Consider the following 20,383-nt stretch of genomic DNA (forward strand, 5'->3'; position numbering starts at 1 on the left):
CGCGTGCCGATCAGGAACGGAGCCACTCGCGGGCGACGGCCGCGTCGCCCGGACGGTTGACGTTGACAGCCAGCCGGGGCTCGTCGACCACGAGCGTGCGGGACGGCTCGCCGCCGACGACGTTGACGCCGGTCGGTGCCACGGTCCGACCGTCGTGGTCGAACGTCGTGTCGACGCTGACCCCCAGCTCGTGTTTGCGGGCGGCCGGAACGGCGACGGTGAGCGATCCCGACTCGTGGGCGCGACGGAGCCGGTCCAGAACAGCGCCGGTCAACAGGGGGAGATCGGCCGCCACGGTGAGCGTCGGTCGGGCCAGTCTGTCGTCGGCCAGCGCCGCGTCGAGATCGGCGACGTATCCCTCGCCCGGCGTCTGGACGATCGGGGCGGAGACGTGGGCCGCCGTCTCGGGCGTCGACGGCGAGGTCGCGACGACGACCGACGCGACGCCGCTCGCGTCGAGCGCGTCGAGCACGTAGTCGATCAGCGGACGGCCGGCGACCGGGGACAGCGGTTTCTCGCCGTCGGTGTCGAGGCGGGTGCCTCGGCCGCCGGCCATCACCAGAGCGTCCACGCGATCACCCCCAGGTGGAGCGCGGCCAGTCGCGCCAGGTCGTTGGCCGCTCCGAGTACGTCACCGCCGACGCCGCCCAGCGTGACGGCGGCCCACCGCTCGACGGCGAGTGCGACGGCGACGGCTCCGATGAGTGCCGATCCGGTCGCGAGCAGTCCGCTGCCGCCAGCGAGCCAGCCGAGCGCCACCGCGGGGAGCGCGACGACGACGGGGAGCCACAGGTCCCGTCCGTCGGCCTCGTTCAGAAACGAGGAGCCAAAGCCCTCGTGGCTCGGCGTCCCCCGACAGATCAGCGTCGCCATCGCGAGCTTCGCGCCGACCTCGCTCGCGAGGACCACGACGACGGCCCCGGCGACCGGCAGCGCGGCGAGGGCCAGACCGGCGAGTGCGATCCCCACGAGGTCGACGCCGAGGGCCAACAGCGCCCCGACCCCGACGGTCGTGTCGGCCATCACCTCCCGCCGTCGCTCGGCGTCGCCGTGGACGACCGCGGCGTCGCCCAGATCTGCCAGCCCGTCGGCGTGGTTGACGCCGGTGACCAGCACGACGCCGACGACCAGCGAGAAGGCGACCGTCGGCGCGGGCACGGGGAGCGCGACGGCCGGTGCGAGCAAGAGGCCGACGACGTAGCCGGCGAGCGGGAAGGCCGCTGGCGTCGTCCGAAACGCGTCGAACGCCCTCTCACCGTGGCCGACCGGGAGCCGAGTGAGAAAGCCGAGCGCGCCGCGGAACGCGGCACCGATCACGGTAGTCCCCCCACCGCGGCCGTCGTGACGACCGCGAGTGCGTACGCGAGTCCGCCCGCAACGGCGACGGTTCGGACCGATCGCAGTGAAATTTCCGTCGAGGGTAGCTGCTCGCCGCCGTCGAGTGCGTACACGCCGGGCTTTTCGAGACGAACGCCGTGGGCGGCCGCGAGTACCCCCATCGGCCAGCCGGAGTTGGGCGAGGGTACTCCATCCAGCCACGGTCGTGCGCGCCGGAGCGCCGCCGGGTCGCGTGCCGCCGCGGCGATCAGGAGCGCGCCGATCCGGGCCGGGAGCCACATCACCGCGTCGTCGAGGCGCGCGGGAGCCCACCCGACCGGTTTCGAACGATAGCCGAGCATCGAATCCAGCGTGTTGACGGCCTTGACCCACGCCGCCCCGCCAGCGCCGAGCGCGAGCGCCGGGACCGGCGAGAGCGCCGCCGCCTGACCCACGACGACGCCCGCGACGAACGCGGCGAGTGGCGCGACCAGCCCGTCCGCGAGGTTCTCGGCCGCGCTCTCGACGGCCGCGCTCCGGACCTGACCGGCCGAGAGCGGTCCCGCATCACGGCCCGCGAGCGCCCGCAGTGACCCGCGAGCGGCGTCGAGATCCGTCGACGTGGCCCCGATCGTCGAGCGTGCTTCCGACAGGAGCATCCGGAGACTCGTCGCGACGAACAGGGCACCACCGGCGGCAGCGGCCGCGAGCCACGTCGACGCGCGCCCGGCCGCGACGACGAGGACGGCGACGGCGACCGCGGCGGTGAGCGGCACCGCCAGCGCCCCGACGGCACCGACGAGACGGGGGCGTCGCCACGCCCGATCCAGCGGTGCGACGGCACGGCCCAGCCAGGCGACCGGGTGAGCACGGGCCGGGGGCTCGGCCGCGAGCAGTTCGAGCGCCGCCGCGGTCAGGACTGTGAAGGGCGCGATCACGGTGGCTCCTCCCCGGACGCTGCGTCGGCCACGGCGGCCGCGAGCCACTCGGGCACCGCCGAGAGCGCCACGTCGTCGAGTACGAGCGCAGTCGCGCCGACGCGGTCCGCACCGCCGTCGGTACGGGCGTCGTCGCCGACGTGGACGAGTTCGTCGAGCGGGACCGCGAGCGCCGCCGCCGTCCGCTCGAAGATCGTCGGGTGGGGCTTGCGCCAGCCACAGCCGACGCTGGTCACGACGGAATCGACGGCGAGGTCGGCGCGGTCGAGCGTCCGTTCGACGAGGCCGGGGACGCTGCAGTTCGAGCAGACCGCCACTGGACCGTACTCGCGCGCGCTCGCGAGCGCGATCCGAGCGCCGTCCCGAACGGTCACTGGCGAGTCGAACGCCGCCAGCGTCGCGTCGTGTGCGGCCTCGCCCTCGATATCGACGCCACGACTGGCGAGCGCGAGTCGGACGTGCTCGTCCAGCGGTGCCTCCGCGCCCCGTTCGTACTCCCGGTGTGAGCTGCGGTAGGCCGCCTCCCAGTCGGACGGGACCGTCACGTCGCGGGCGGCCAGCGCGTCGGCCACGGCCGCCCACGGCTCCTCGGGTCGGTCGGCGTCTACGAGCGTGCCGAAACAGTCGAACGAGACGACCACGAGCGTGTAGTTACCGCAAGCACACTTGAACTGTGCGGTGGCGGAGCCGGCCGCTCTGACGACGGGCGTGCGCGTGGCAGACGACCGTCAGACAACGGTCAAGACCTTGTCACACACTCGGCCGATACCTACCATATAGCGTATACATCGAGACGCGTTTACAGTCAGATTCGATAAATGAACCGCCAGACTCCAACGCTACGGTTCGGTTTCGGAGAGGCGACGTTCGACTGCCAGATAGTCGCGTCGTTTCCCGTAAACACGGTCAGTAAACCTACACGAGAGGGCAGGACTACCAGCGGTGGTGAACGTCGTCGAAGACGTACTTCTCGTAGATATCGCGGATCGCGCCGTGGGTCTGATGAGAGAGCGGCGCGGCCTGACTGGCGGCGGCGTTCTGGCGGATGTGCTCGGGCGAGGTCGAGCCGGGGATCACCGTCGACACCGCTTCGAAGTCGAGGATCCAGCGCAGCGCGGTCTGGGCCATGGTGAGGTCCTCCGGGACGTGCTCGCGGAGCGCCTCGACGGCGTCGAGCCCACGCTCGAACGAGAGTCCGGCGAAGGTCTCGCCGCGGTCGAAGGCCTCGCCCTCGCGGTTGTAGTTGCGGTGGTCGTTCTCCGGGAACGTGTCGTCGCGGGAGAGTGCACCGGTCAGCAGGCCCGACGCCAGCGGCACGCGGACGATGACGCCCACGTCGCGGCGCTTGGCCTCCTCGAAGAACAGGTCGGCCGGACGCTGGCGGAAGGGATTGAAGATGATCTGGACCGTCTCGACGCCGGGGAACTGGATGGCCTTCAGGCCCTCCTCGACCGTCTCGACGCTGACGCCGTAGTGATCGAGCGCGCCCTCGTCTTTGAGTCTGGCCAGCGCGGCGAACGTCTCGGGCTGGTAGAAGGCGTCGGTCGGCGGACAGTGGAGCTGGAGGAGGTCCAGCGTGTCCTGATCGAGGTACTCCCGAGAGCGGTCGACGAACGTCGAGAGGTGCTCGTAGTCGTAGTCTTCGGCCACGTGGGGGTCGAGCCGGCGGCCGGCCTTCGTCGCGACCGTCACGTCCTCGTCGCGCTCGTCCAGGACGTGTGCGATGTGGCGCTCGCTGCGGCCGTCGCCGTACACGTCGGCCGTGTCCACGAAGTCGATCCCCGCGTCGAGTGCGGCACGGATCGCCTCCCGGCCCTCCTCGTCGGAAACGTCGCCCCAGTCGCCGCCAACGTTCCACGTCCCCAGTCCGACTTCTGTCACGTCGATACCTGTCGTGCCGAGTGGTCGATGACGCATACCCGACCCGACGGGCCTTGGCTACTTGTGCCTGTCACCTCCGAGGGCCCGGAAAGCCAGATGCGCTGTCGAGGCCTGCGGTCTTCCGGCACCGCGGCTGAGAGGCGTATCGAAAAATGTGGGACGGGGGCCGGACCGTGACAGGGCGAGCCGTGCGACCGTCCCACGGCGACGAGCGATCACACGACAGTCGTGTGGACGCCGGAAGCTGCACTCGTACGGACTTCCGTCGACCGCTCCGGGATCGACCGGGCGGCGACGTGTGGTCGACCGGTAAATCGCTACAATAATCCGTATCAGACCCACTCGGCGCGGCGGACGTCGTACCCACCGCAGGCCGGGCAGGAGTGGTACTGGACCTGGAACGTCGCCTCGCATCGCATACACAGATACGGGCGATCTCCGTCAGCGTCCCCGAGGTGGGAAACGTTTCGTGCCTTATCGAACACTCCCATTGACGACCACACCCCAGGGTTGATGCCACGTCGCTAAAAAGAGAGATGATCGTTCACGTCATTTTATCCGCCTCTCGTCCCCGGGTTGTTTCGATTCGTCGCCAGACGGTACGCGATGGCGACGCGGTCGGCGACCGACTGTCTCCGCGTTGCTCGTGGGTCCGTCGGCAGAAGCGATCACGGCCCGTTCGCAACTGCAACGCCCACTCGCGACGGCCGGCGCTCGAACGACTCGTGCCAGCGGCGAACGCCACGCCGTCGACACGACGACGGGGCCCAGTAAGGCGCGTCTACGGACCCCGCGATGTGGGCCGTAGAGAGCGCCTACTACCGCCGGCTGTAGGTCTGTGAAGCGTTTCGCGACCCCGTATCGCGAACATCTCGAAACAGTTACAGCCGGCAGTATAACGCCACGCCGACGATCCCGCACCTCACGGCCACGACCGCGGAGATGCGTGCCACAGTCCACAGATTCATTGTTCGTCCGGCAACACGAGAGCCCATGGACGAGGACCTCCTCGAAGCGCTGGCGAGCCTGCCGACCTTCCACCACGCGACCGTCTCCCCCGACGGGAACGAAGTCGCCGTCTACTACGACGAGACGGGCCGCAACGAGTTGCACGTCGTCGACGTAGCGACCGGCGAGCGAACGCGGTGGAGCGACGGCGAAGTGCCCCGGAACGCCCGCTGGCACGTCGAGTGGGGAGCCGACGGCGACCGCGTCTTCTTCCACCTCGACGACGACGGCAACGAACAAAACGACGTGTACGCGATCGCTCGCGACGGCTCGGTCGAGCCAGTTGTCCAGTTGGACGGGCAGACGGTCCTGCAAGACGTGGGCGAAGACGGCGAAACCCTGCTGGTCGGATCGACGGCGAGCGGTCAGATGCAGCTGTACCGCCACGACTGCGCGACGGGCGAGACGACCCAGCTGACCGAGTACGATCGGGCCGTCGGCGCGGGCGTGCTGTCGCCCGATTGCGAGCGCATCGCCTACGCGACCAACGAGACGGACACCTTCGAGAACACGGACACCTACGTGGCCGACGCCGACGGATCGAACCAGCGGAACCTGGAGATCGGCGAGACGGGCGCTGAAGTCGGGCCGGTCGACTGGGGTCCAGACGGCGACCGGCTGCTGGTGACGGACAACACGGCGGATCTGGGCCGGTGTGGCGTCTACGATCTGTCGACCGACGAGGTGACCTGGTACGGGGGCGAGTTCGACGAGGACGCCGAGTCCTTCCTGCCCGGTGGCGACCGGTTCCTCGCGGTTCGGACACGAGAGTGTGCGAAAGAAGTCGTCGTCTACGACGCCCGGACCGGCGCGGCGACGACGCTCGATCTACCATCGGGCGTCGCGTCACTCGGGCGTGCGGGCAGCGCCGTCGTCGACGAGGAACGCATCGTCTGCTCGCACACGACGCCGGATCGGCGACCCGAACTGCTGTGTTACGACCTCGCGACCGACGAGACCGAGCAGCTGATCGCGGCCGACTACGGCGACCTCGATCCCGATCGGTTCGTGGACGCCGAGTACTTCACCTTCGACTCCGCGGGCGTCGCCGAGTTCGACGACCGCGCCGGCCAGGGAGTCGAGAGCGACCCAGCGTCCCGCGAGATCGAGGCGCTGCTGTACGACAGCGGCGAGCGTCCGTCGCCAGCGATCGTGAACCCCCACGGCGGTCCGCGGGGACAGGACACTCGCGGGTTCGACCTCTACACGCAGTTCCTCTGTTCGCAGGGGTACAGCGTCCTGAAGGTGAACTACCGGGGCTCGACCGGCCGCGGCCGCGAGTTCGCACAGGCGATCTACGACGACTGGGGCGGCAACGAGCAGGCCGACATCGCGACGGGGACGACGATCCTCGCCGAGAAGGAGTGGGTCGACGACGACCGTATCGCCGTCTTCGGTGGCTCTTACGGCGGCTACTCGGCGTACTGTCAGATGACGATGTACCCCGAGCTGTACGACGCGGGGGTCGCCTGGATCGGCGTCACCGACCTGCGGGACCTCTACGAGAACACGATGCCCCACTACCGGACCGAACTGCTGGAGAAGAACGTGGGCTCGCCCGAGGAGAATCCGGCGCTGTACGACGAACGCAGCCCCATCACTCACGCCGAGAACCTCGCCGCTCCGCTGTTGGTGCTCCACGGCGTCAACGACCGGCGCGTCCCGGTCTCGCAGGCCCGACTGTTCCGTGATCGCCTCGACGAACTCGGCTACGAGGCGGGCGAAGACGGCGACTACGAGTACGTCGAACTCGGCGAGGAGGGCCACGCATCGACCGACGTGGACCAGAAGATCCGCACGTTCCGCACGCTCGCGGACTTCCTCGAACGCCGGCTCTGAGCGAACGAGGTCGTTTCTCGCCGCCGACGTAGGAGTCACATAACGAAGGTGCGATCGGTCGTCGTCGCTCTCGTGTACGAGACACGAGCGACGGCCGACGGGGCCAGCCCAGAGACAGCCACTGTCGAGAGAGACGAGCCGGGGCCGGAGCTGTCGGTCGTCGTCGTCACCTACAACGAGGCAGCGCGCATCGCCGACTGTCTCGACGCCGTGTTCGAGGCGTGTCGCGGCGTCGCCAGCTTCGAGGTGCTGGTCGTCGACTCGAACTCGACGGACGGGACGGTCGCAATCGCAGACGACTACGACGCGACTGTCCTCCGGATCCCCGACGACGCGCTGACGACCCCCGGTGCGGGCCGCTACGTCGGCACGCAGCGGGCCCGCGGTGACGCCGTGCTGTTCGTCGACGGCGACGTGGTCCTGACCCAGGGCGACTGGCTCGTCGAGGCCCGAGAGACACTCGCGAGCGACTCCTCGATCGCGGGCGTCGACGGACACCTGAACGAACGCCAGACGGAGGCACCGACCAGCGTCGACTATCTGCACGGCGTCGCGCTGTACGACCGCGAGTCGCTTGCCGAAGTCGGCGGCTTCCACCCGTTTCTGACCGCTTGGGAGGACGTGGATCTGGGGTTCCAGCTGACGCTCGCGGGGTACGAGCTGTGCCGGCTGCCGACGGTCGTGGGCACTCATCCCGTCCCGGAGTCGTCGCTCGATCAGTTCCGTCGCTGGCGACGGGGGTACTACCGGGCCGGCGGCCAGGTCTGTCGCAAAGCCCTGCGCCGACCGGCGCTGTGCTGGCGGTGGCTGTGGTACTTCCGAGACAAGATCGCCACCACGGCCTGGCTCGGCCTGGGGGCGCTGCTCGCGGTCGTGCAGCCGCTGCTCGCTGCCGGGTGGCTGCTCGCGACGATCGCGGCCGCCGGACTGGTCTGTCAGCGGCTCGGCGTCGACGGCGGCCTCCGACGAGCGATCTCGGCGATACTGTTCCCGCTTGGCTTTGCCCTCGGGTTCGAGGCGGTCCCCGATCGGGACGCGTTCCCGCTCGACGCCGTCGAGACGGTCCGGCGCGGGTCGGTGTGTGACGCCGAGGCCTCGCCCCGTCCCTCGCCGACAGACTAATACTGCCGGCTGTAAGTCTGTACAGAATTTCGCGACCCCGTTGTCGCGAATATCTTGAAACAGTTACAGCCGGCAGTATGAGACCGTTCGCGTCTCGAAGCGCGTCAGTTGTACGGTTTCGGCCGCAGTCGGTCGTAGACCGGATAGAGGTACTCGTAGAACTCGTAGGGCGCGTTTCGCGCGCCCACGCGAAGCAGCTTCACCCAAGCGGGCTGGGTCGACCGCTCGACGTTGTCCGCGAAGTCGTTGTCCGCGAGCCACGCGAGGAACTCTTCGGTACCGTCGTAGTCGGGCGGTTCTTCGACTGGGAGGTGGGCCTGGATGTCCTCCCAGTAGTACCGGACGTGCTCGTCCAGCGCCCAGTCGTTCGTCTCGAAGCGCTCGATGGCGTAGTCGTACCACTCCTCGTCGACCCGGTAGCCGAAGTCGTTGGGATCGACGCCGGCCACCAAGAGTCCGGTCGCCGTCCGGACGCACTTCTCACAGCGGTTGCAGTTCCCGCCCGCGTCGTCGTACGTACAGGTCCGGATCACGAACGGGGACCCGGTTTCGCGGGCGTAGTCGGCCAGCAGTTCCAGCTTGTCCTGGCGCGTGATATCGAAGGCATCGTGGTGGCCCCGCGTGCCAGCCCACCGGACGTTGTCGTCGATGTCCGGATGCGATCCCCACGGCGATCCCCGACCCGGCCAGGTGATCGACTCCAGCTCGAACCCGTCCCAGTGCGTCGAGCCCATGTGGACGACGCCGTAGCCCTGACTGTAGGCCAGCGGCGCACAGACTCCGAGCAGCCCGATGCCGTGGCCGACGCCGCTGTACCACCCGCCGTCCGTGTGGTGCTTGTAGTGGACGTTCAGCATCGTGTGATCGAGGAAATCAGAGATGTCCGCCGTGACGCCGTGGGTCGGACAGTCCTCCCGCTTCGCGAATCGGTCCACGTGACCCATGGCCCGCTCCCAGCGATCGTCCTCGTCGACGCCGATCACCCAGCCCTGGATCGCGATCAGCGCCGGGTCCGCCTCGCGATGTCGGACGTACGTCGCGAGCGAGTCGACACCGCCGCTGAACAGCTGTGCCGTCCCCTCGAACGAACCCGGTTCGTGACGGTGCTCCGTGATCCGCTCGGCCCGGATCGCCCCGCCGTCGATGAACGCGGGGTACATCCGCGACAGCGTGTCTCGGACCGCATCGAGGCTGTCGAGGAACTGCCGGTCGACGGCCTCGACGACGACCGTGCTGTCGGTCGCCCACGCGACCGGACAGACCTGTGCCAGCACCGGAATCGTCGCCACTCCGAGGGGCACCTCGCTTACGTCCACATCGTACGACACAGAAAACGTCGACCTGTCGAAGAAACGCCGCAGATCCCGCGAGTACTCGACGGTGTACTCGATCGAGCGCTCCCCGATCGACACGTCCGCGACGACGATCTCAGACATCCGTTACCTCCCGCCCCGGTCGGCGTCTGTCAGTTCCCTGCGTGCTCCGTTGATCGGTCATCCACTGCCAGCCAGGGACGGTCGTGGCTTAGTTACGAGACGCCTGCCGGCCGCTCGATCCCTGGGTAGGAACAGGCTGACGGGCAGTGAGAAGGGTCACTGGAAGAACGAACGTCGGCCGTCGAGGGCAGCTACCCCTCGGTGTGGTTGTCGTAGAACGAGACCGAGAACGCCGACCGGAACGGTGTCAGGACCAGCTGCGAGAGAAGCGAGTAGACGACGATCCCGCCCTGGGCGAGGAGCGTCGCGCCCAGTCCACCGGTCTGCGTTGCATCCATCGCCGACGCCGAACCCATGCCACCGGAACCCATGCCGCCCGTGAGGATCGGGACCAGGAAGAGACCAAACACCGGTGCCGCGACCAGCAGACCGATCACGAGGTTGATGACCCCGAACCCGAGCGCCTCGAGGATGTTGTTCAGGACGACGCTGACGCTGTTGCGGAAGCCGTCGACGACGCCCACGTCGTCGACGACGATCGCAGTCGCGTAGAACTGGATGAAAAACATCACCAGCAGGAAGAAGAGTACGAGCCCGGCGATCAGGACGATCGAAACGATACCGAGACCGCCCAGCATCGCGTCACTCGTCCCGCCAGTTCCGCCGTCCGCCATGGCCATCGCGCCGAAGCCGACGACGAAGATCGCGACGATGAAGGCGATGATTCCGTAGACGAACGAGAAGACAGCCTGAATCAGGTTCCCGATTAACACGGGGGCGTACCGATCCTTGCCGACCTTCTTGAACGTCTCGAAGGAGGTATCTCTGACCCGTCCCTCGTAGGCCATCGCCAGCAGGCCAGCGATGACGAAGGGCGTAATGAAGAACGTCACTATCTGAAAGAGCCACGGAACGATCGGGATTCCGAACGTCGAGAGGGCAGTCTGGGGGAGTACGATCACCGCGTACAACGCCCCGATCGCGAACAGGATCGGGTTCCGGCGCAGTACGCCGAACGATTCGACGAATGATTTGATCGTCGCCATATCAACCAAGCCGCAAGACACCTACAAATAAATTGATATCGGAGATGCACGCCGGCGAGCGCGGAGCCGTCGAGGGGAGGACGGACGCGTCGTCGGCAACGAGATGGTCAGCGCCGGTCGGACCTGTGGACAACGATGAATTCGGGCAGATACCCGATCGTATCAGCAGTCATCGCTGTTGCCATAGACGTGGAAACGCTGCGGATCGACAGTAGTCGTCGTCTCGATGTCGATCTCGTAGTACCGGGCACCCTCAGTGTCTCGGCGGCCTCCCGCCTCTGCCGAACCGTCAGATCGTCGCGGGCCAACACCTCGCGGATTCGCTCGTCGATCCGCCGGGAGAACCCGGCGGACTGCACGAGCGCCGTCGTCTTGTTGCAGTGCCAGCGCTCGGCGGCCTGCTCGATCGTCTCTGTTCGGTGCGCGTGCGTGCCGTCGCCGGGGATTCGCATACCCGCCGCCCGTGAATATGCCGGTAAATAGTGGTCTGCTCGGGTAACTCGAAGCCCGATTACGGATAAAGATCGCTACGGCCCATACCCATCACGGCTCGATCACGCCGACGGCCCAACCCGATCGATCGTGAGTATGCACACACCCAGTTCGCGCTCGTGTGCATATGAGGATGAACGGATTTCTCGACGTGCGAGCCCTTGGGGTTAACAATTCAGACCCAAGCTTTGTTCTATTTCCACTATCATCAGATATGCTTCCACTTTTACCCCGGTTTGCGAACCTTCTTCAGCCTCCCACACGAACCGATTGTTAATCTAAAATGCCATATTACGGAGACATATCCGGTGATTTCCGGAACCTTCTCAACGAAGATTGTGAGGTGGTGGTTGTGGCTGTCGTTGGCGGTACTCATCATGATTGTTACCGATGTCCGAAGAGAGCGGTTCGTAATGCACCGCAGATGGATGAGGCAAAATGGTATGATATGAAGACAGTTGAAAAGAGACGGTTCATGGAATGTTTAGGCGAAAATTCGCCACCACTAGAATTCGGATATGCAGTCTTTGAGTTAGACGACTTCACCAATCTGAGATCTCATTATAAGCTATTCCAAGATGTTTCATTCCCTCCCATTTGGGATATCGCCATTCGAGGCATTGCTTATACTGAGATCCTATACGAGCTATCCGGAGACACCAATATCGAGTTCTATCCCGACCAGTTTAGATCGGGTGTACAGACAGACAAGCTTTGTGAAGTGATCGAAAACCGTCTAAAAAAGGCAGAGATCGAATGTGTATCGTCTGAACAAGTAGATGGTGTACAAGCGGCAGATTGCTTGGCCGGTGCTGTTGCAGAAGAACAGAAGGGCGGAACTCCCTGGCTAGAACACACTAATGCTGAGTCTCAAATAGCGGAATGTTCAAGTTGGACACTGATAGAACTGGAACGTCTTCTCGTCTCTTGAGAACCGGCCCGTGATTGGCCTCCCACCCACTCGCGTGCGATAGACAGAAACCAAGCGAATTTCTGCCACGACGCACGCTGAGGTGCTGTTCGCACCCCTGCAGGGTCATCGACCTTTCACGGCGTTATCGGTGATTGAACGTAGTGTCCTCACAGTGCTAAATCTTGTGGCTCGTCGATCGGTCAGTGAAATTAGAACAAAACTCCAGATATGCTATGCAGCAGGTATCGTAAAGGCACTTTGTATCCGAATGGAATTCTGAATAACGACCTGTCTTTTACTGAACCCCACCAGCCAATTGCTCGTTCGCTGTCAGAGCGAACGAGCAACCATGTACGGAAAGATCGACATCGAAGACGCGCTGTTCGGCACGATTTTCGCCGCGAGCGCGTTCGTGACGAATGGAATCGCGACGATCAACATCCTTGGCAACGACCTGGGCGCGGCGGTGTGGACCGTCCAGGGAACGGACATCACGTTCGCGTTCCTGCTGACCCTGGTCGCGCTGTTCGGTGCCTACGCGACGAACCGCGTCAACCGGAGCAACGGGAAGTCCTACGAGATCGACACCGACCTGGCGAACATCGCCCGCAGAGAGGGTCGCCGTCGAGACGTACCCCGCGCTCGGGACGGCGTCGCTGGTCCTCGTGACTGGACTGAACGTCCTCGGCTCACACGAAGAGTGGGTGCGACAGGACGGCGACCCGCTACTTGTCCCGCGTGCGACTCGGGATTTCGGGGGACTTCACCGGAAAGCGGTTCTGCCGATAGAATGGCCGAAGCGCGTGCAAACACAGCTTTGGCTGTCTGCCATAGTTCGGCTGAAAACGGGATCCGTCCTCCCCAATTTGAACAGATGCCAGACGTTCCTGCTCGGTCGCTTCGCTCCCTGCGCGGGTCTGCGACTGGCGTGTTCGAATCGTGTCGGGAGATGGTTCACTGCTCACTGTCGTTCGCAGGAAAAATCCGCCCTCCCCGCCCATAGTGATCTTCTCATCTTTGTCGATATTGCTTAAACTTGTTCATAGTTATAGCTCAAAGAAATTGCGTCGCTGCTCTGCTTTCTGGCGATCGTTGCGCCGGTCGTAATGCTTGTCGAGAATCTCCTCGCTCGCGTTCATCCGATCGGAGACAAGCGACCGATCTTCGTCGGCCAGCCGGTGCGCAGTCACCCGTCCACTCCGAACGTCGTGGGGCGAGCGCGACGACGGGCACTTGCTCATCTCAGAGTAGTGGGTCCACTCACAAGTGTCCGGATCTTTGTCGTGGGGACACTCCTCTCCGCGCCAACATGGGGGCGAGACTCGGTAAAGCGTATCCCGGCAGCACGACCGCGACACCCGGCCGCTCTTCGTCGTCACCAGCGGCGCACGGCCCTGATCGTCGGTCTCCTTCTCACGTGGACCGTCGATGTAGTCCTTCAGAATCTGGGCGACGTGGGGGCTGATCGCGTTCCATCGCTCGCCCTTCTCCTTGTTCTTGAGCGGGGTTCCCTTGTTCGGACGATGGACGAAGTGAACCGCCGGCCCATCGGCACCGGGACGGTCGCCGTCGAGATCGCAGTCGCCCACGTCAAGCGCGCGAAGGCCACCGGTCCGGCACCCGGTGTGCCAGAACAGCAGGACGATCACGTGTCGGCGGCTGGCGTACTCGTACCGTTCGAGCCAGTCCAGTATTTCGAGCGCGCGGTCCGGGTCGGGCGTAGATTCACTCACGTCCTGTCCCGGATTGATCTTCGGCAGCGGGACCTGCTCGTACAGCGCTTCCGGCACGGCTTCGATGTCGCCACAGAACCGGAGGAACGCCCGAAGCGTCCCCATATCGCCGCGAAGGGTGACGGTCTTCAGTTCTTTGCCTTCGTCGGAATAACCACCCTCACGACGCCAGACGCGATAGGCGTACAGGTCGCGCCCAGACAGTTCGTTGAGGTTCGCGATACCTTCCTCGTCGCACCACTGGATGAAGGCCTGTAGTCGGTAGTACTGGCCTTGGAGGGTCTGTTCGGTCGCATCGTCTCTGGCCTCGATATACAGATCTACAGCCTCGGAGGGCGACAACGGTTCGAGATCGTCGCTCACTCGTCGTCACCCCCGTCGAGATCGCGGTCGTACGGACCGACCGGCGTTACCAGCCGGACCTGTTCACGTTCGCGAAGGTTACCGGTCTTCCGGTCGTGCAGCTCGTGAAACTCGCCATCGACGCCCTCAGTGCGGGCGCAAGAGGCACACCAGAAGTGGTGGTTGGTGGGCTCCCAGGAGCGGTGGCCGCGGGGACACACGAATCGCCAGCGATCGCTACGACTCTCAATTCGGACGGTCTTCTTCTTCTCCAACATACCCAGTCGAAACCGACAGAGGGCATGGTAAAAGGAGCGAGTCTTATCCGTGTGGTGAAAGTGAAAGTGATCGATTCGTCGCCCCGTCCCGCCGAAATAGCGATTTCGGCCGGTGAAAGTAAAACGAGGGCGCGGGCGGTCGGTCGTGCCACCTGTGTTAAGGCGGGAGGCTCGTCTCGTAGTCATGTGTTCGCTCGCAAGAGCGGCACCCCGGCCGACGGACATGGGCGTCGGCCACCGACTCTTTCTCTCGGACCTGCTCGCCGAGGGCCGGGTCTGTCGCTCTTGGCTCGCCAATTGTGACGACCTGACTTAAGTTTTGATGCACGTATCGTAGTTATAGAATGCACAAAACGTGTTCTAAAAATCGTCACCGGATCAACTATGAGTGATTCATCAGACAGTCAAAACGAAATGCACCGTCGGGTTGAATGGCTGAAACCCTCTGACCGGGTGATTGTGGCTGAGTTAGCAGAGTATGGCGGTTGGATGAAGCCCTCGTCACTCGCCCTCAATATTTCGTATACACGTCGCCATATCGCTCGACGGTGTCAGGTGCTGGCTAAACACGGGTTATTGGAGCGGCATGACGAAACGGCAGGTTATCGAGTGACAGAACACGGTCACCAGTTCCTACAAGATAAACTAAATGAAGACGATCTCTAATGTGGGGTGCAGTTCCACCATCAGATCCTTTCGAAGTGCGGGACAACACATAGATTGAAGATGTCTGAGTGATTGCCACAAGTCGTGAAGCGACGAACATTTTTCATACTCAGCATCGAGATAACTATCGCTCTCACCGGGATCGCAACATTGGGCGCTGTCGTTGTCTTCAGCGATATCACTGAGCCATCGGAGACCAGCCCACAACAAGACACACAAACATCTCAGGGGACTCCAACACCAGAGTCAAACTCTGAAAATGAGATCACAGTGCGGTCCCCAGAACCCGTTTCTACACCAGCCCCAGAGATTGCAATAAATGCCATGCAGGCCGAGGGTGGAGAGGGGTACCAGCTCGAAGCAGGGGCAAATACTTGGGGCGCAGCGGATTCTATTGCAATCGCATATAATGGTGAAGAAATTGAACGTTTAGCGAGTGGGGAAACGGAGATCATTGCGTCTTCAGAGTCAGGTACACATGATCCACTTCCGAAAGGGGCAGTGGTTGTCGCTTACGCAATTCACGGAGACGACAGAACAGAACTACTTCGTTGGGAAGTCAAATCTGGTGGAACATCTAACACGAGATAGACGACGGGCCTTGGTTTGTAGACGGTCAGGATTGAATCAGCCTTTCAGCATTAGATCTGACAGCTAAATATAAACCAATAGCAATTCTGGAACTGCACAATGGCAGCAGTCTCGAAATCGGAAACTAAAGTCCTTGATCCGCACATCCCAAAGGGAGAACAGTTAATCGAAGCCTACAGTGGGAACGAGAAAACCGTCGCCGTGACGGACCGCCGAATTATCGATCTCTGGCATCACGAAGACGACCGGAGCCAGGAGACAGAACTTCGGAGTACCCTGCTCACCAACGATTACATCGTCGGGACCGAGTACGAGCGCGAACAGGAATCGAACACTCCCGATCTGGAACGTCTCATCGGATTTCTGCTCGGGGTGTGTGGCGTCGGTGGAATCCTGTACGGGCTCGACGGCACGGGAGGGGCCATCTTCGGCGGCTTTGTCCTGCTGGCCCTCAGCGCGCTCATCATCTACCTCACCGACACCACGGAGAGCGGGGAAGTGGAGATCACTCTCTACCGAGCTGGAGAAGTCCCGAATCGGACGTGGACGTTCCCGAAAGGCGAGACGGGTGTTCCGCGGGCGATCTCCGAGCAAGTCGCTACGTTGCACCGGCCCTGAATCGACGACCGAACGCTTATGCCGCCGTTTCACGTATCACCTCCCATGGCAAGTGCAACGCGAGACGACCGTACCGACGGCGTGGTGTTCGAGCAGGAAGCGGACGGGAGCATCACCGCCAAGGACCTCGAAACGGGACTGGCCCGCGGCGGTGACACTCGCGCGGAAGCGCTCGCCCAGCTCGCGGAAGTTCTCGAACTCGAAGCCGGTGGTGGGGAACCGGTGACCGACGACGATCTCGAAGCGATGGGCCTCGATCCCGACGACGAGGGTGACGAAGAACTGCCGGACTTCATGCAATAACTTCGGATGGTGAGGACGACGTTCTCTGGCCGCGAGGTAGTGAAAGTGCTGCGTAACCACGGCTTCTCTCCGAAATCACGAACCGGGAGTCACGTCCGGCTCAGGTACGAACATCCTGAGACTGGGGAAGTCCGTAACGTGGACGTGCCACAGCACGACGAAATTCACATCGGAACGATACGCTCTATCGCTGACCAGTGTGGAGCCAACGACTTCGAAGCGTGGTGCGAGTGGATCGACGAGAACAGTTGAGCGTCACTTCTCGACAGCCAGACGTTGAGCGATCTCGATCTCATAGGTACCGGGCACCGTCAGCGTCTCGGCGATCTCCCGCTTCTGCCGAACCGTCAGATCCTCTCGATTCAGTACCTCCCGAATTCGATCGTCGATCCGCCGAGAAAATTCAGCAGACTGCACGAGTGTCGTCGTCTTGTTGCAGTCCCAGAATCTCTTCATCGGCGACGAGTTCAGTAGCAAGGCCGGCGGGAGCGGCAAAGATGGCTATCTTACTCGCCAGAAGATAGGGCCGCTGGTGTACAAGATCCGGAAGTACAACGGGCTCCTGATCTACATCGCCCACGACGAGAGTTCGATCCACCCGCTACTCTGGCGGCTGGGTGTCATCACCAAGAAGGTGAGCAAGAAGAAGGCCGTCGTCGCCGACCACGTGAGCAACGGCCAGCTCCGGGACAAGCGCTTCGAAGTCGAGGGCGTTCCGCCGACAGACTGGCGGTACAACGACAAAGAAGCCTCTTCGTGGTCGTGGACAGACGAGGAAGATGGGGAAGAGCCCGACCCCGACGAAGTGGCCTACGACGTGGCACTCTGGACGGTTCGGGAGTGCAAGCAGGACGGACTGACACACCGAGAGACGGCCCAGTACGTCCCATTCGGAAAGTCGTGGGTCGGTGATCGGTGGTCCGAGATTCAGGACGGGAAGCACAGCGGAGCCATGGACAGGGTTCGGGCGATAACCGCATGACGACGCGCGTATGTCCGCGTGTCCGCGTCCATCGTCGACCCTTCACTGGCCCATACCGCTGGGCCCGACCCTCCAGGTTCGGGCGTGGGCGCATGGGCGCGGTGTTCTCGTCGGCAGAGGAGTGTACATATACAATCGCGCGACGAGCGCGTGATGCGCGATGAGTCGCTCGCACAAGGCCAACCACTACGGGACGCTCGTGGAGCGCCAGGCCGCGGAGCGGTACAACCTCGAACTCGACCGGTGTAGCTGGCACGACGCAAAGCGATCGGACGGCACCCCAGTCGAGATCAAGGCTGCGATGCACCGGCACAGCGATGGGCAGCCTGGTACGTTCAAGCTCTACGATCAGTACCACGAGCAACTACGGGAAGCGAACGGGTGGTACGTCTTTTTTGTATACCGGGTTCGTGGACTGGGTGTGGAAGTTCTACGGTGGGAGATGGGTCACTCGTCACGACTGCCGAAATTGGTCTGGCATGGAGGTGGAGATCATCGGGAAGCCAAACAGGCGAAGATCGCGATCAGTCTTCTCACGCAAAACCAGAAGTAGAAGGCTACGTGCACGTAGGTCGGTTACGCACGGGGAGCTGGTTATGACACCAATCCCGGATCGTCACCCCAGAAGGGAATCCCAATGTGATCTGCGACATCCTCGATCGCGTCGTCGGAAAACGGATGCTTCGAGACGATCAAGATACTGCCGTCGTCGAGTTCCTCGACTCGTGGGGCAGGCGCTGACAGGAGTGTATCGCGTCCGATCTGCTCGACTTCTGTAGGTGGGTAGAGATCCAACCAGCTGATGAACCGTCGAGGTGACGATGGGTATCTACTGTCCGGCGTCGGCGCGGCCAGCGGTTGGTTCGGTGCGACCCCATAACACATGACTGGTGGACTCTCAATTGCTGAGTAAATATCTTTGACAGCCCCAATCAAAGATGCGAGATTGTCTGCTTCAGCTAGTTTGGTAGCATCGTCGAGTCGTCCTCCCTCTACGTAGAATGTAGCCACTGTTCCGTTCTGATGACGGCCTGGTGATGCAGTCGCTCGCAATTCGATATCGAAGTCATTTCGAGCAAAGATGATACGGAGTGTACCGGTGAGGTCTACACCTTTTTCGAACAGTTCGTACTCGTTCTTCGACTCTGCGATCTCGGCAGCAGTATCAATTATTTCATCCTCGTGGTCAGCCGGATACAGTAGATCAATGTGAATCGAGTCGGCCATCGTTATTCTCCCCCAGTGATGACGCTGACTGGGCTTCCAATCCTAAACCCTTCTACGTTATTAGCGAAGTGATAAACTTCATCGTCGATGGCAGCGTTGTCTGCAGTCCTTTCGCTCACGCGGAGGATGATAGTCGGCCTTACACTGGCCCATACCGCCGCGCCCGACCCCTCGGGTTCGGGCGTGGGCGCATGGGCGCGGTGTCGAAGTGCTACGGTGGGAGATGCGTCACTCGTCGCGACTCCCGAAGTTGGACTGGCATGGTGGCGGTGAGCATCGGGATGCGAAACAGACGAAAATACCGGTTACAGAGCTTCGATAGCCCACTGTTTTGAGATTCGGTTATCAGGACCTTAACTTAGTCAGAGTCGATCATGTCCGCACTTTTCGGAACGACAGCCACTGGGCGATTGAGATTTTCATGTGGCGGATAGTCGTGATCGCCGAAATGGATTTCATCTGCTCCGTTGAATCCGGTGACTGCGGCCGAGTCGACGAGCTAGCGTCCAGTGTGTCAGATGGAGTCGGCAACAGATAGCGAGTCAGAATCTGCTTTCGCCCTCCAAAGCCGACCCATCAATCGAAGGTCGGTTGTAAGAATTCGTCACCACTGGAGTCTGATAACTGTGTCTTCAGCCTCAATCCCAGTGCCGTCTGCGGATTCAACAGAGCAGTCTGCGGTGTATTTTGGACAGGTGGCCTTAGCCACACGACGCGCCGGGGTGGGGTGAAAGGGTACGATATTGCCGCAAAAATGGTGTGTTGAACAGTGATGCCTCTATCCAGGGGGCGCGCTACCCCTTGGACCAGTCAGGCGGACAGCCCGCTTCCATCCAGGCTTCGAAGTCGAAGCCGTCGCGAGCTTGCTCCCAGCGGCGTCGTTCGTCGATCTTGTCGGCGGTACGGCGGCCGTTCGCGAACACGTTTCGCAGATCGCGGAACCGATCGCGGCCACCGTCGGCGTACTCGATGGCGTCGTACACTCCCGCTGGGCGTCGGACAGTGGCGTCAGATCCTCTTTGTACTCGAAGAGAGACGACTGGTACCTCACCGCCAATCCCTCCCGAAGCACTCCGGATTCCCACAGAGCTGGTAGTGTGGGCGGTACGCGGCGATTGGAACGTCCGTGAAGTCCGCCTCGTCGCGAGTATCCGCTTCGGGACAGGCCGGGCGTGGCTCGTCGCTGTCGGGGTCCTGACGGTGCAGGGTGTCCGCGTACTGGGAGCGATTGCGGACGCCCTGGTCGGTGTCGAGCTGAGCGTCGGCGGTCGCGCGCTGGCTCACGCCGACCACCCCGTTTCTGCTCCTAGTTTCGCAGGACGGCGGCGACCCGGCACTTGTCCCACGTTCAACTCAGGATTTCGGGGGTGTTCGTGCGAAAGCAGATCGCCCAGTAGCGGGCTCGAAATGCACGTAAACACAGCTTTCGCTGTGTGCCATAGTTCGGTTGAAAATGGGATCCGCCCTCCCCGATTTGAACGGGGGGCAAGTCGATCTACAGTCGACTGCTCTACCAGTCTGAGCTAAGGGCGGTTGCACTCGAACGTAGCGCCGGTCCCAGACTTAACGGTTATCATTCTGTACGAGGGCGGGAGGGTCTCACAGCCACACCAGTCCGTCAGACAGCGACGGCGACGCCCGCGTAGTTGGA

At 63.0% G+C, this 20,383-nt stretch carries 24 protein-coding genes and 1 tRNA gene; 10 read left to right on the plus strand and 15 right to left on the minus strand.

What is annotated here, in order from left to right:
- Positions 1-10: 10 nt before the first annotated feature.
- The 5 genes from HMUK_RS00640 to HMUK_RS00660 all read right to left on the minus strand — a co-directional run bounded on the left by HMUK_RS00640 (position 11) and on the right by HMUK_RS00660 (position 4,172).
- Positions 11-556: an NTP transferase domain-containing protein gene (locus HMUK_RS00640; protein WP_012807673.1), complete on the minus strand. Its 546-nt coding sequence runs from the start codon at positions 554-556 to the stop codon at positions 11-13.
- Positions 556-1,317, minus strand: coding sequence for an adenosylcobinamide-GDP ribazoletransferase (cobS, locus tag HMUK_RS00645; protein WP_012807674.1), 762 nt, complete (start codon positions 1,315-1,317; stop codon positions 556-558). The genes HMUK_RS00640 and cobS overlap by 1 nt, the downstream gene beginning before the upstream one ends.
- Entirely contained in the window at positions 1,314-2,255 is a 942-nt protein-coding gene (gene cbiB, locus HMUK_RS00650) for an adenosylcobinamide-phosphate synthase CbiB (protein ID WP_012807675.1), read from the minus strand. Before cbiB ends, cobS begins: the two co-directional genes overlap by 4 nt.
- A complete protein-coding gene (locus HMUK_RS00655; RefSeq protein ID WP_012807676.1) occupies positions 2,252-2,896 on the minus strand; it encodes an HAD family hydrolase in 645 nt (214 codons plus the stop codon). Before HMUK_RS00655 ends, cbiB begins: the two co-directional genes overlap by 4 nt.
- A gap of 292 nt (positions 2,897-3,188) precedes the next feature.
- Positions 3,189-4,172 carry an aldo/keto reductase gene (locus HMUK_RS00660; protein WP_012807677.1) on the minus strand — a complete coding sequence of 328 codons (984 nt, stop codon included), beginning with the start codon at positions 4,170-4,172 and terminating at the stop codon, positions 3,189-3,191.
- Positions 4,173-5,129: 957 nt separating this feature from the next.
- On the opposite strand from HMUK_RS00660, the gene HMUK_RS00665 reads away from it, so the two are divergent.
- Together HMUK_RS00665 and HMUK_RS00670 are read left to right on the plus strand one after the other, a co-directional pair.
- Entirely contained in the window at positions 5,130-6,983 is a 1,854-nt protein-coding gene (locus HMUK_RS00665) for a S9 family peptidase (RefSeq protein WP_012807679.1), read from the plus strand.
- Positions 6,984-7,055: 72 nt separating this feature from the next.
- On the plus strand, positions 7,056-8,105 hold the full coding sequence (locus tag HMUK_RS00670; RefSeq protein WP_223270963.1) for a glycosyltransferase: 1,050 nt from the start codon (positions 7,056-7,058) through the stop codon (positions 8,103-8,105).
- 104 nt (positions 8,106-8,209) lie between these two features.
- Here the strand turns inward: HMUK_RS00670 and HMUK_RS00675 are convergent, their stop codons facing one another.
- The 3 genes from HMUK_RS00675 to HMUK_RS00685 all read right to left on the minus strand — a co-directional run bounded on the left by HMUK_RS00675 (position 8,210) and on the right by HMUK_RS00685 (position 11,039).
- On the minus strand, positions 8,210-9,541 hold the full coding sequence (locus HMUK_RS00675; RefSeq protein WP_012807681.1) for a hypothetical protein: 1,332 nt from the start codon (positions 9,539-9,541) through the stop codon (positions 8,210-8,212).
- A 191-nt stretch (positions 9,542-9,732) separates the two neighbouring features.
- On the minus strand, positions 9,733-10,587 hold the full coding sequence (locus HMUK_RS00680; RefSeq protein ID WP_012807682.1) for a DUF7847 domain-containing protein: 855 nt from the start codon (positions 10,585-10,587) through the stop codon (positions 9,733-9,735).
- A 107-nt stretch (positions 10,588-10,694) separates the two neighbouring features.
- Positions 10,695-11,039, minus strand: a complete 345-nt coding sequence (locus HMUK_RS00685) for a DUF7692 domain-containing protein (protein WP_012807683.1) — start codon at positions 11,037-11,039, stop codon at positions 10,695-10,697.
- A gap of 464 nt (positions 11,040-11,503) precedes the next feature.
- Here HMUK_RS00685 and HMUK_RS16925 point away from each other — a divergent pair, with 464 nt between their 5' ends.
- Positions 11,504-12,010, plus strand: coding sequence for a DUF3800 domain-containing protein (locus HMUK_RS16925; protein ID WP_126967051.1), 507 nt, complete (start codon positions 11,504-11,506; stop codon positions 12,008-12,010).
- Between the two features lie 331 nt (positions 12,011-12,341).
- Positions 12,342-12,995: a hypothetical protein gene (locus HMUK_RS17830; protein ID WP_012807685.1), complete on the plus strand. Its 654-nt coding sequence runs from the start codon at positions 12,342-12,344 to the stop codon at positions 12,993-12,995.
- Between the two features lie 43 nt (positions 12,996-13,038).
- On the opposite strand, the gene HMUK_RS00690 is transcribed toward HMUK_RS17830, so the two are convergent.
- Together HMUK_RS00690 and HMUK_RS00695 are read right to left on the minus strand one after the other, a co-directional pair.
- Positions 13,039-14,088: a tyrosine-type recombinase/integrase gene (locus HMUK_RS00690; protein WP_012807686.1), complete on the minus strand. Its 1,050-nt coding sequence runs from the start codon at positions 14,086-14,088 to the stop codon at positions 13,039-13,041.
- The gene (locus HMUK_RS00695; protein ID WP_012807687.1) at positions 14,085-14,345 is read right to left on the minus strand and encodes a hypothetical protein; all 261 of its coding nucleotides are present in this window, start codon (positions 14,343-14,345) and stop codon (positions 14,085-14,087) included. Before HMUK_RS00695 ends, HMUK_RS00690 begins: the two co-directional genes overlap by 4 nt.
- Positions 14,346-15,095: 750 nt before the next feature.
- Between HMUK_RS00695 and HMUK_RS16930 the strand changes: the two genes are divergently transcribed.
- From HMUK_RS16930 to HMUK_RS00710, 4 genes are all read left to right on the plus strand, one after another.
- Positions 15,096-15,602 (plus strand): hypothetical protein, encoded by a 507-nt coding sequence (locus HMUK_RS16930; protein WP_126967049.1) that lies wholly within the window; start codon positions 15,096-15,098, stop codon positions 15,600-15,602.
- 99 nt (positions 15,603-15,701) lie between these two features.
- Positions 15,702-16,220: a hypothetical protein gene (locus tag HMUK_RS00700; protein WP_012807689.1), complete on the plus strand. Its 519-nt coding sequence runs from the start codon at positions 15,702-15,704 to the stop codon at positions 16,218-16,220.
- Positions 16,221-16,265: 45 nt separating this feature from the next.
- Entirely contained in the window at positions 16,266-16,523 is a 258-nt protein-coding gene (locus HMUK_RS00705) for a type II toxin-antitoxin system HicB family antitoxin (protein ID WP_012807690.1), read from the plus strand.
- Positions 16,524-16,529: 6 nt separating this feature from the next.
- On the plus strand, positions 16,530-16,775 hold the full coding sequence (locus HMUK_RS00710) for a type II toxin-antitoxin system HicA family toxin (protein WP_012807691.1): 246 nt from the start codon (positions 16,530-16,532) through the stop codon (positions 16,773-16,775).
- Positions 16,776-16,778: 3 nt separating this feature from the next.
- Here the strand turns inward: HMUK_RS00710 and HMUK_RS18195 are convergent, their stop codons facing one another.
- Entirely contained in the window at positions 16,779-16,979 is a 201-nt protein-coding gene (locus tag HMUK_RS18195) for a DUF7692 domain-containing protein (protein WP_049940699.1), read from the minus strand.
- Between HMUK_RS18195 and HMUK_RS00720 the strand changes: the two genes are divergently transcribed.
- Positions 16,957-17,505: a hypothetical protein gene (locus tag HMUK_RS00720; protein WP_164731964.1), complete on the plus strand. Its 549-nt coding sequence runs from the start codon at positions 16,957-16,959 to the stop codon at positions 17,503-17,505. The two genes, HMUK_RS18195 and HMUK_RS00720, sit on opposite strands and share 23 nt — an antisense overlap.
- Before the next feature lie 160 nt (positions 17,506-17,665).
- Complete coding sequence (locus tag HMUK_RS00725) at positions 17,666-18,058, plus strand: hypothetical protein (RefSeq protein ID WP_012807693.1); 393 nt, start codon at positions 17,666-17,668, stop codon at positions 18,056-18,058.
- 41 nt (positions 18,059-18,099) lie between these two features.
- On the opposite strand, the gene HMUK_RS16935 is transcribed toward HMUK_RS00725, so the two are convergent.
- From HMUK_RS16935 to HMUK_RS00740, 4 genes are all read right to left on the minus strand, one after another.
- On the minus strand, positions 18,100-18,732 hold the full coding sequence (locus HMUK_RS16935) for a hypothetical protein (RefSeq protein ID WP_012807694.1): 633 nt from the start codon (positions 18,730-18,732) through the stop codon (positions 18,100-18,102).
- Between the two features lie 794 nt (positions 18,733-19,526).
- On the minus strand, positions 19,527-19,715 hold the full coding sequence (locus HMUK_RS00730) for a hypothetical protein (protein WP_012807695.1): 189 nt from the start codon (positions 19,713-19,715) through the stop codon (positions 19,527-19,529).
- Positions 19,716-19,779: 64 nt separating this feature from the next.
- Positions 19,780-20,016 carry a hypothetical protein gene (locus tag HMUK_RS00735; protein WP_126967048.1) on the minus strand — a complete coding sequence of 79 codons (237 nt, stop codon included), beginning with the start codon at positions 20,014-20,016 and terminating at the stop codon, positions 19,780-19,782.
- Positions 20,017-20,191: 175 nt separating this feature from the next.
- Positions 20,192-20,265: transfer RNA gene (locus HMUK_RS00740), tRNA-Tyr, on the minus strand.
- Positions 20,266-20,383 lie beyond the last annotated feature (118 nt).

Origin of the sequence: Halomicrobium mukohataei DSM 12286 (assembly GCF_000023965.1) — an archaeon.
Lineage (GTDB): Archaea > Halobacteriota > Halobacteria > Halobacteriales > Haloarculaceae > Halomicrobium > Halomicrobium mukohataei.

Excerpts from the sequence above, each read along its gene's own strand:
- HMUK_RS00640 (WP_012807673.1), bottom strand. The coding sequence starts at position 556 with ATGGCCGGCGGCCGAGGCACCCGCCTCGACACCGACGGCGAGAAACCG.
- HMUK_RS00660 (WP_012807677.1), bottom strand. The coding sequence starts at position 4,172 with ATGCGTCATCGACCACTCGGCACGACAGGTATCGACGTGACAGAAGTC.
- HMUK_RS00665 (WP_012807679.1), top strand. The coding sequence starts at position 5,130 with ATGGACGAGGACCTCCTCGAAGCGCTGGCGAGCCTGCCGACCTTCCAC.
- HMUK_RS00675 (WP_012807681.1), bottom strand. The coding sequence starts at position 9,541 with ATGTCTGAGATCGTCGTCGCGGACGTGTCGATCGGGGAGCGCTCGATC.
- HMUK_RS00680 (WP_012807682.1), bottom strand. The coding sequence starts at position 10,587 with ATGGCGACGATCAAATCATTCGTCGAATCGTTCGGCGTACTGCGCCGG.
- HMUK_RS00685 (WP_012807683.1), bottom strand. The coding sequence starts at position 11,039 with ATGCGAATCCCCGGCGACGGCACGCACGCGCACCGAACAGAGACGATC.
- HMUK_RS16925 (WP_126967051.1), top strand. The coding sequence starts at position 11,504 with ATGGATGAGGCAAAATGGTATGATATGAAGACAGTTGAAAAGAGACGG.
- HMUK_RS17830 (WP_012807685.1), top strand. The coding sequence starts at position 12,342 with ATGTACGGAAAGATCGACATCGAAGACGCGCTGTTCGGCACGATTTTC.
- HMUK_RS00695 (WP_012807687.1), bottom strand. The coding sequence starts at position 14,345 with ATGTTGGAGAAGAAGAAGACCGTCCGAATTGAGAGTCGTAGCGATCGC.
- HMUK_RS00700 (WP_012807689.1), top strand. The coding sequence starts at position 15,702 with ATGGCAGCAGTCTCGAAATCGGAAACTAAAGTCCTTGATCCGCACATC.
- HMUK_RS00705 (WP_012807690.1), top strand. The coding sequence starts at position 16,266 with ATGGCAAGTGCAACGCGAGACGACCGTACCGACGGCGTGGTGTTCGAG.
- HMUK_RS00710 (WP_012807691.1), top strand. The coding sequence starts at position 16,530 with ATGGTGAGGACGACGTTCTCTGGCCGCGAGGTAGTGAAAGTGCTGCGT.
- HMUK_RS18195 (WP_049940699.1), bottom strand. The coding sequence starts at position 16,979 with ATGAAGAGATTCTGGGACTGCAACAAGACGACGACACTCGTGCAGTCT.
- HMUK_RS00725 (WP_012807693.1), top strand. The coding sequence starts at position 17,666 with ATGAGTCGCTCGCACAAGGCCAACCACTACGGGACGCTCGTGGAGCGC.
- HMUK_RS16935 (WP_012807694.1), bottom strand. The coding sequence starts at position 18,732 with ATGGCCGACTCGATTCACATTGATCTACTGTATCCGGCTGACCACGAG.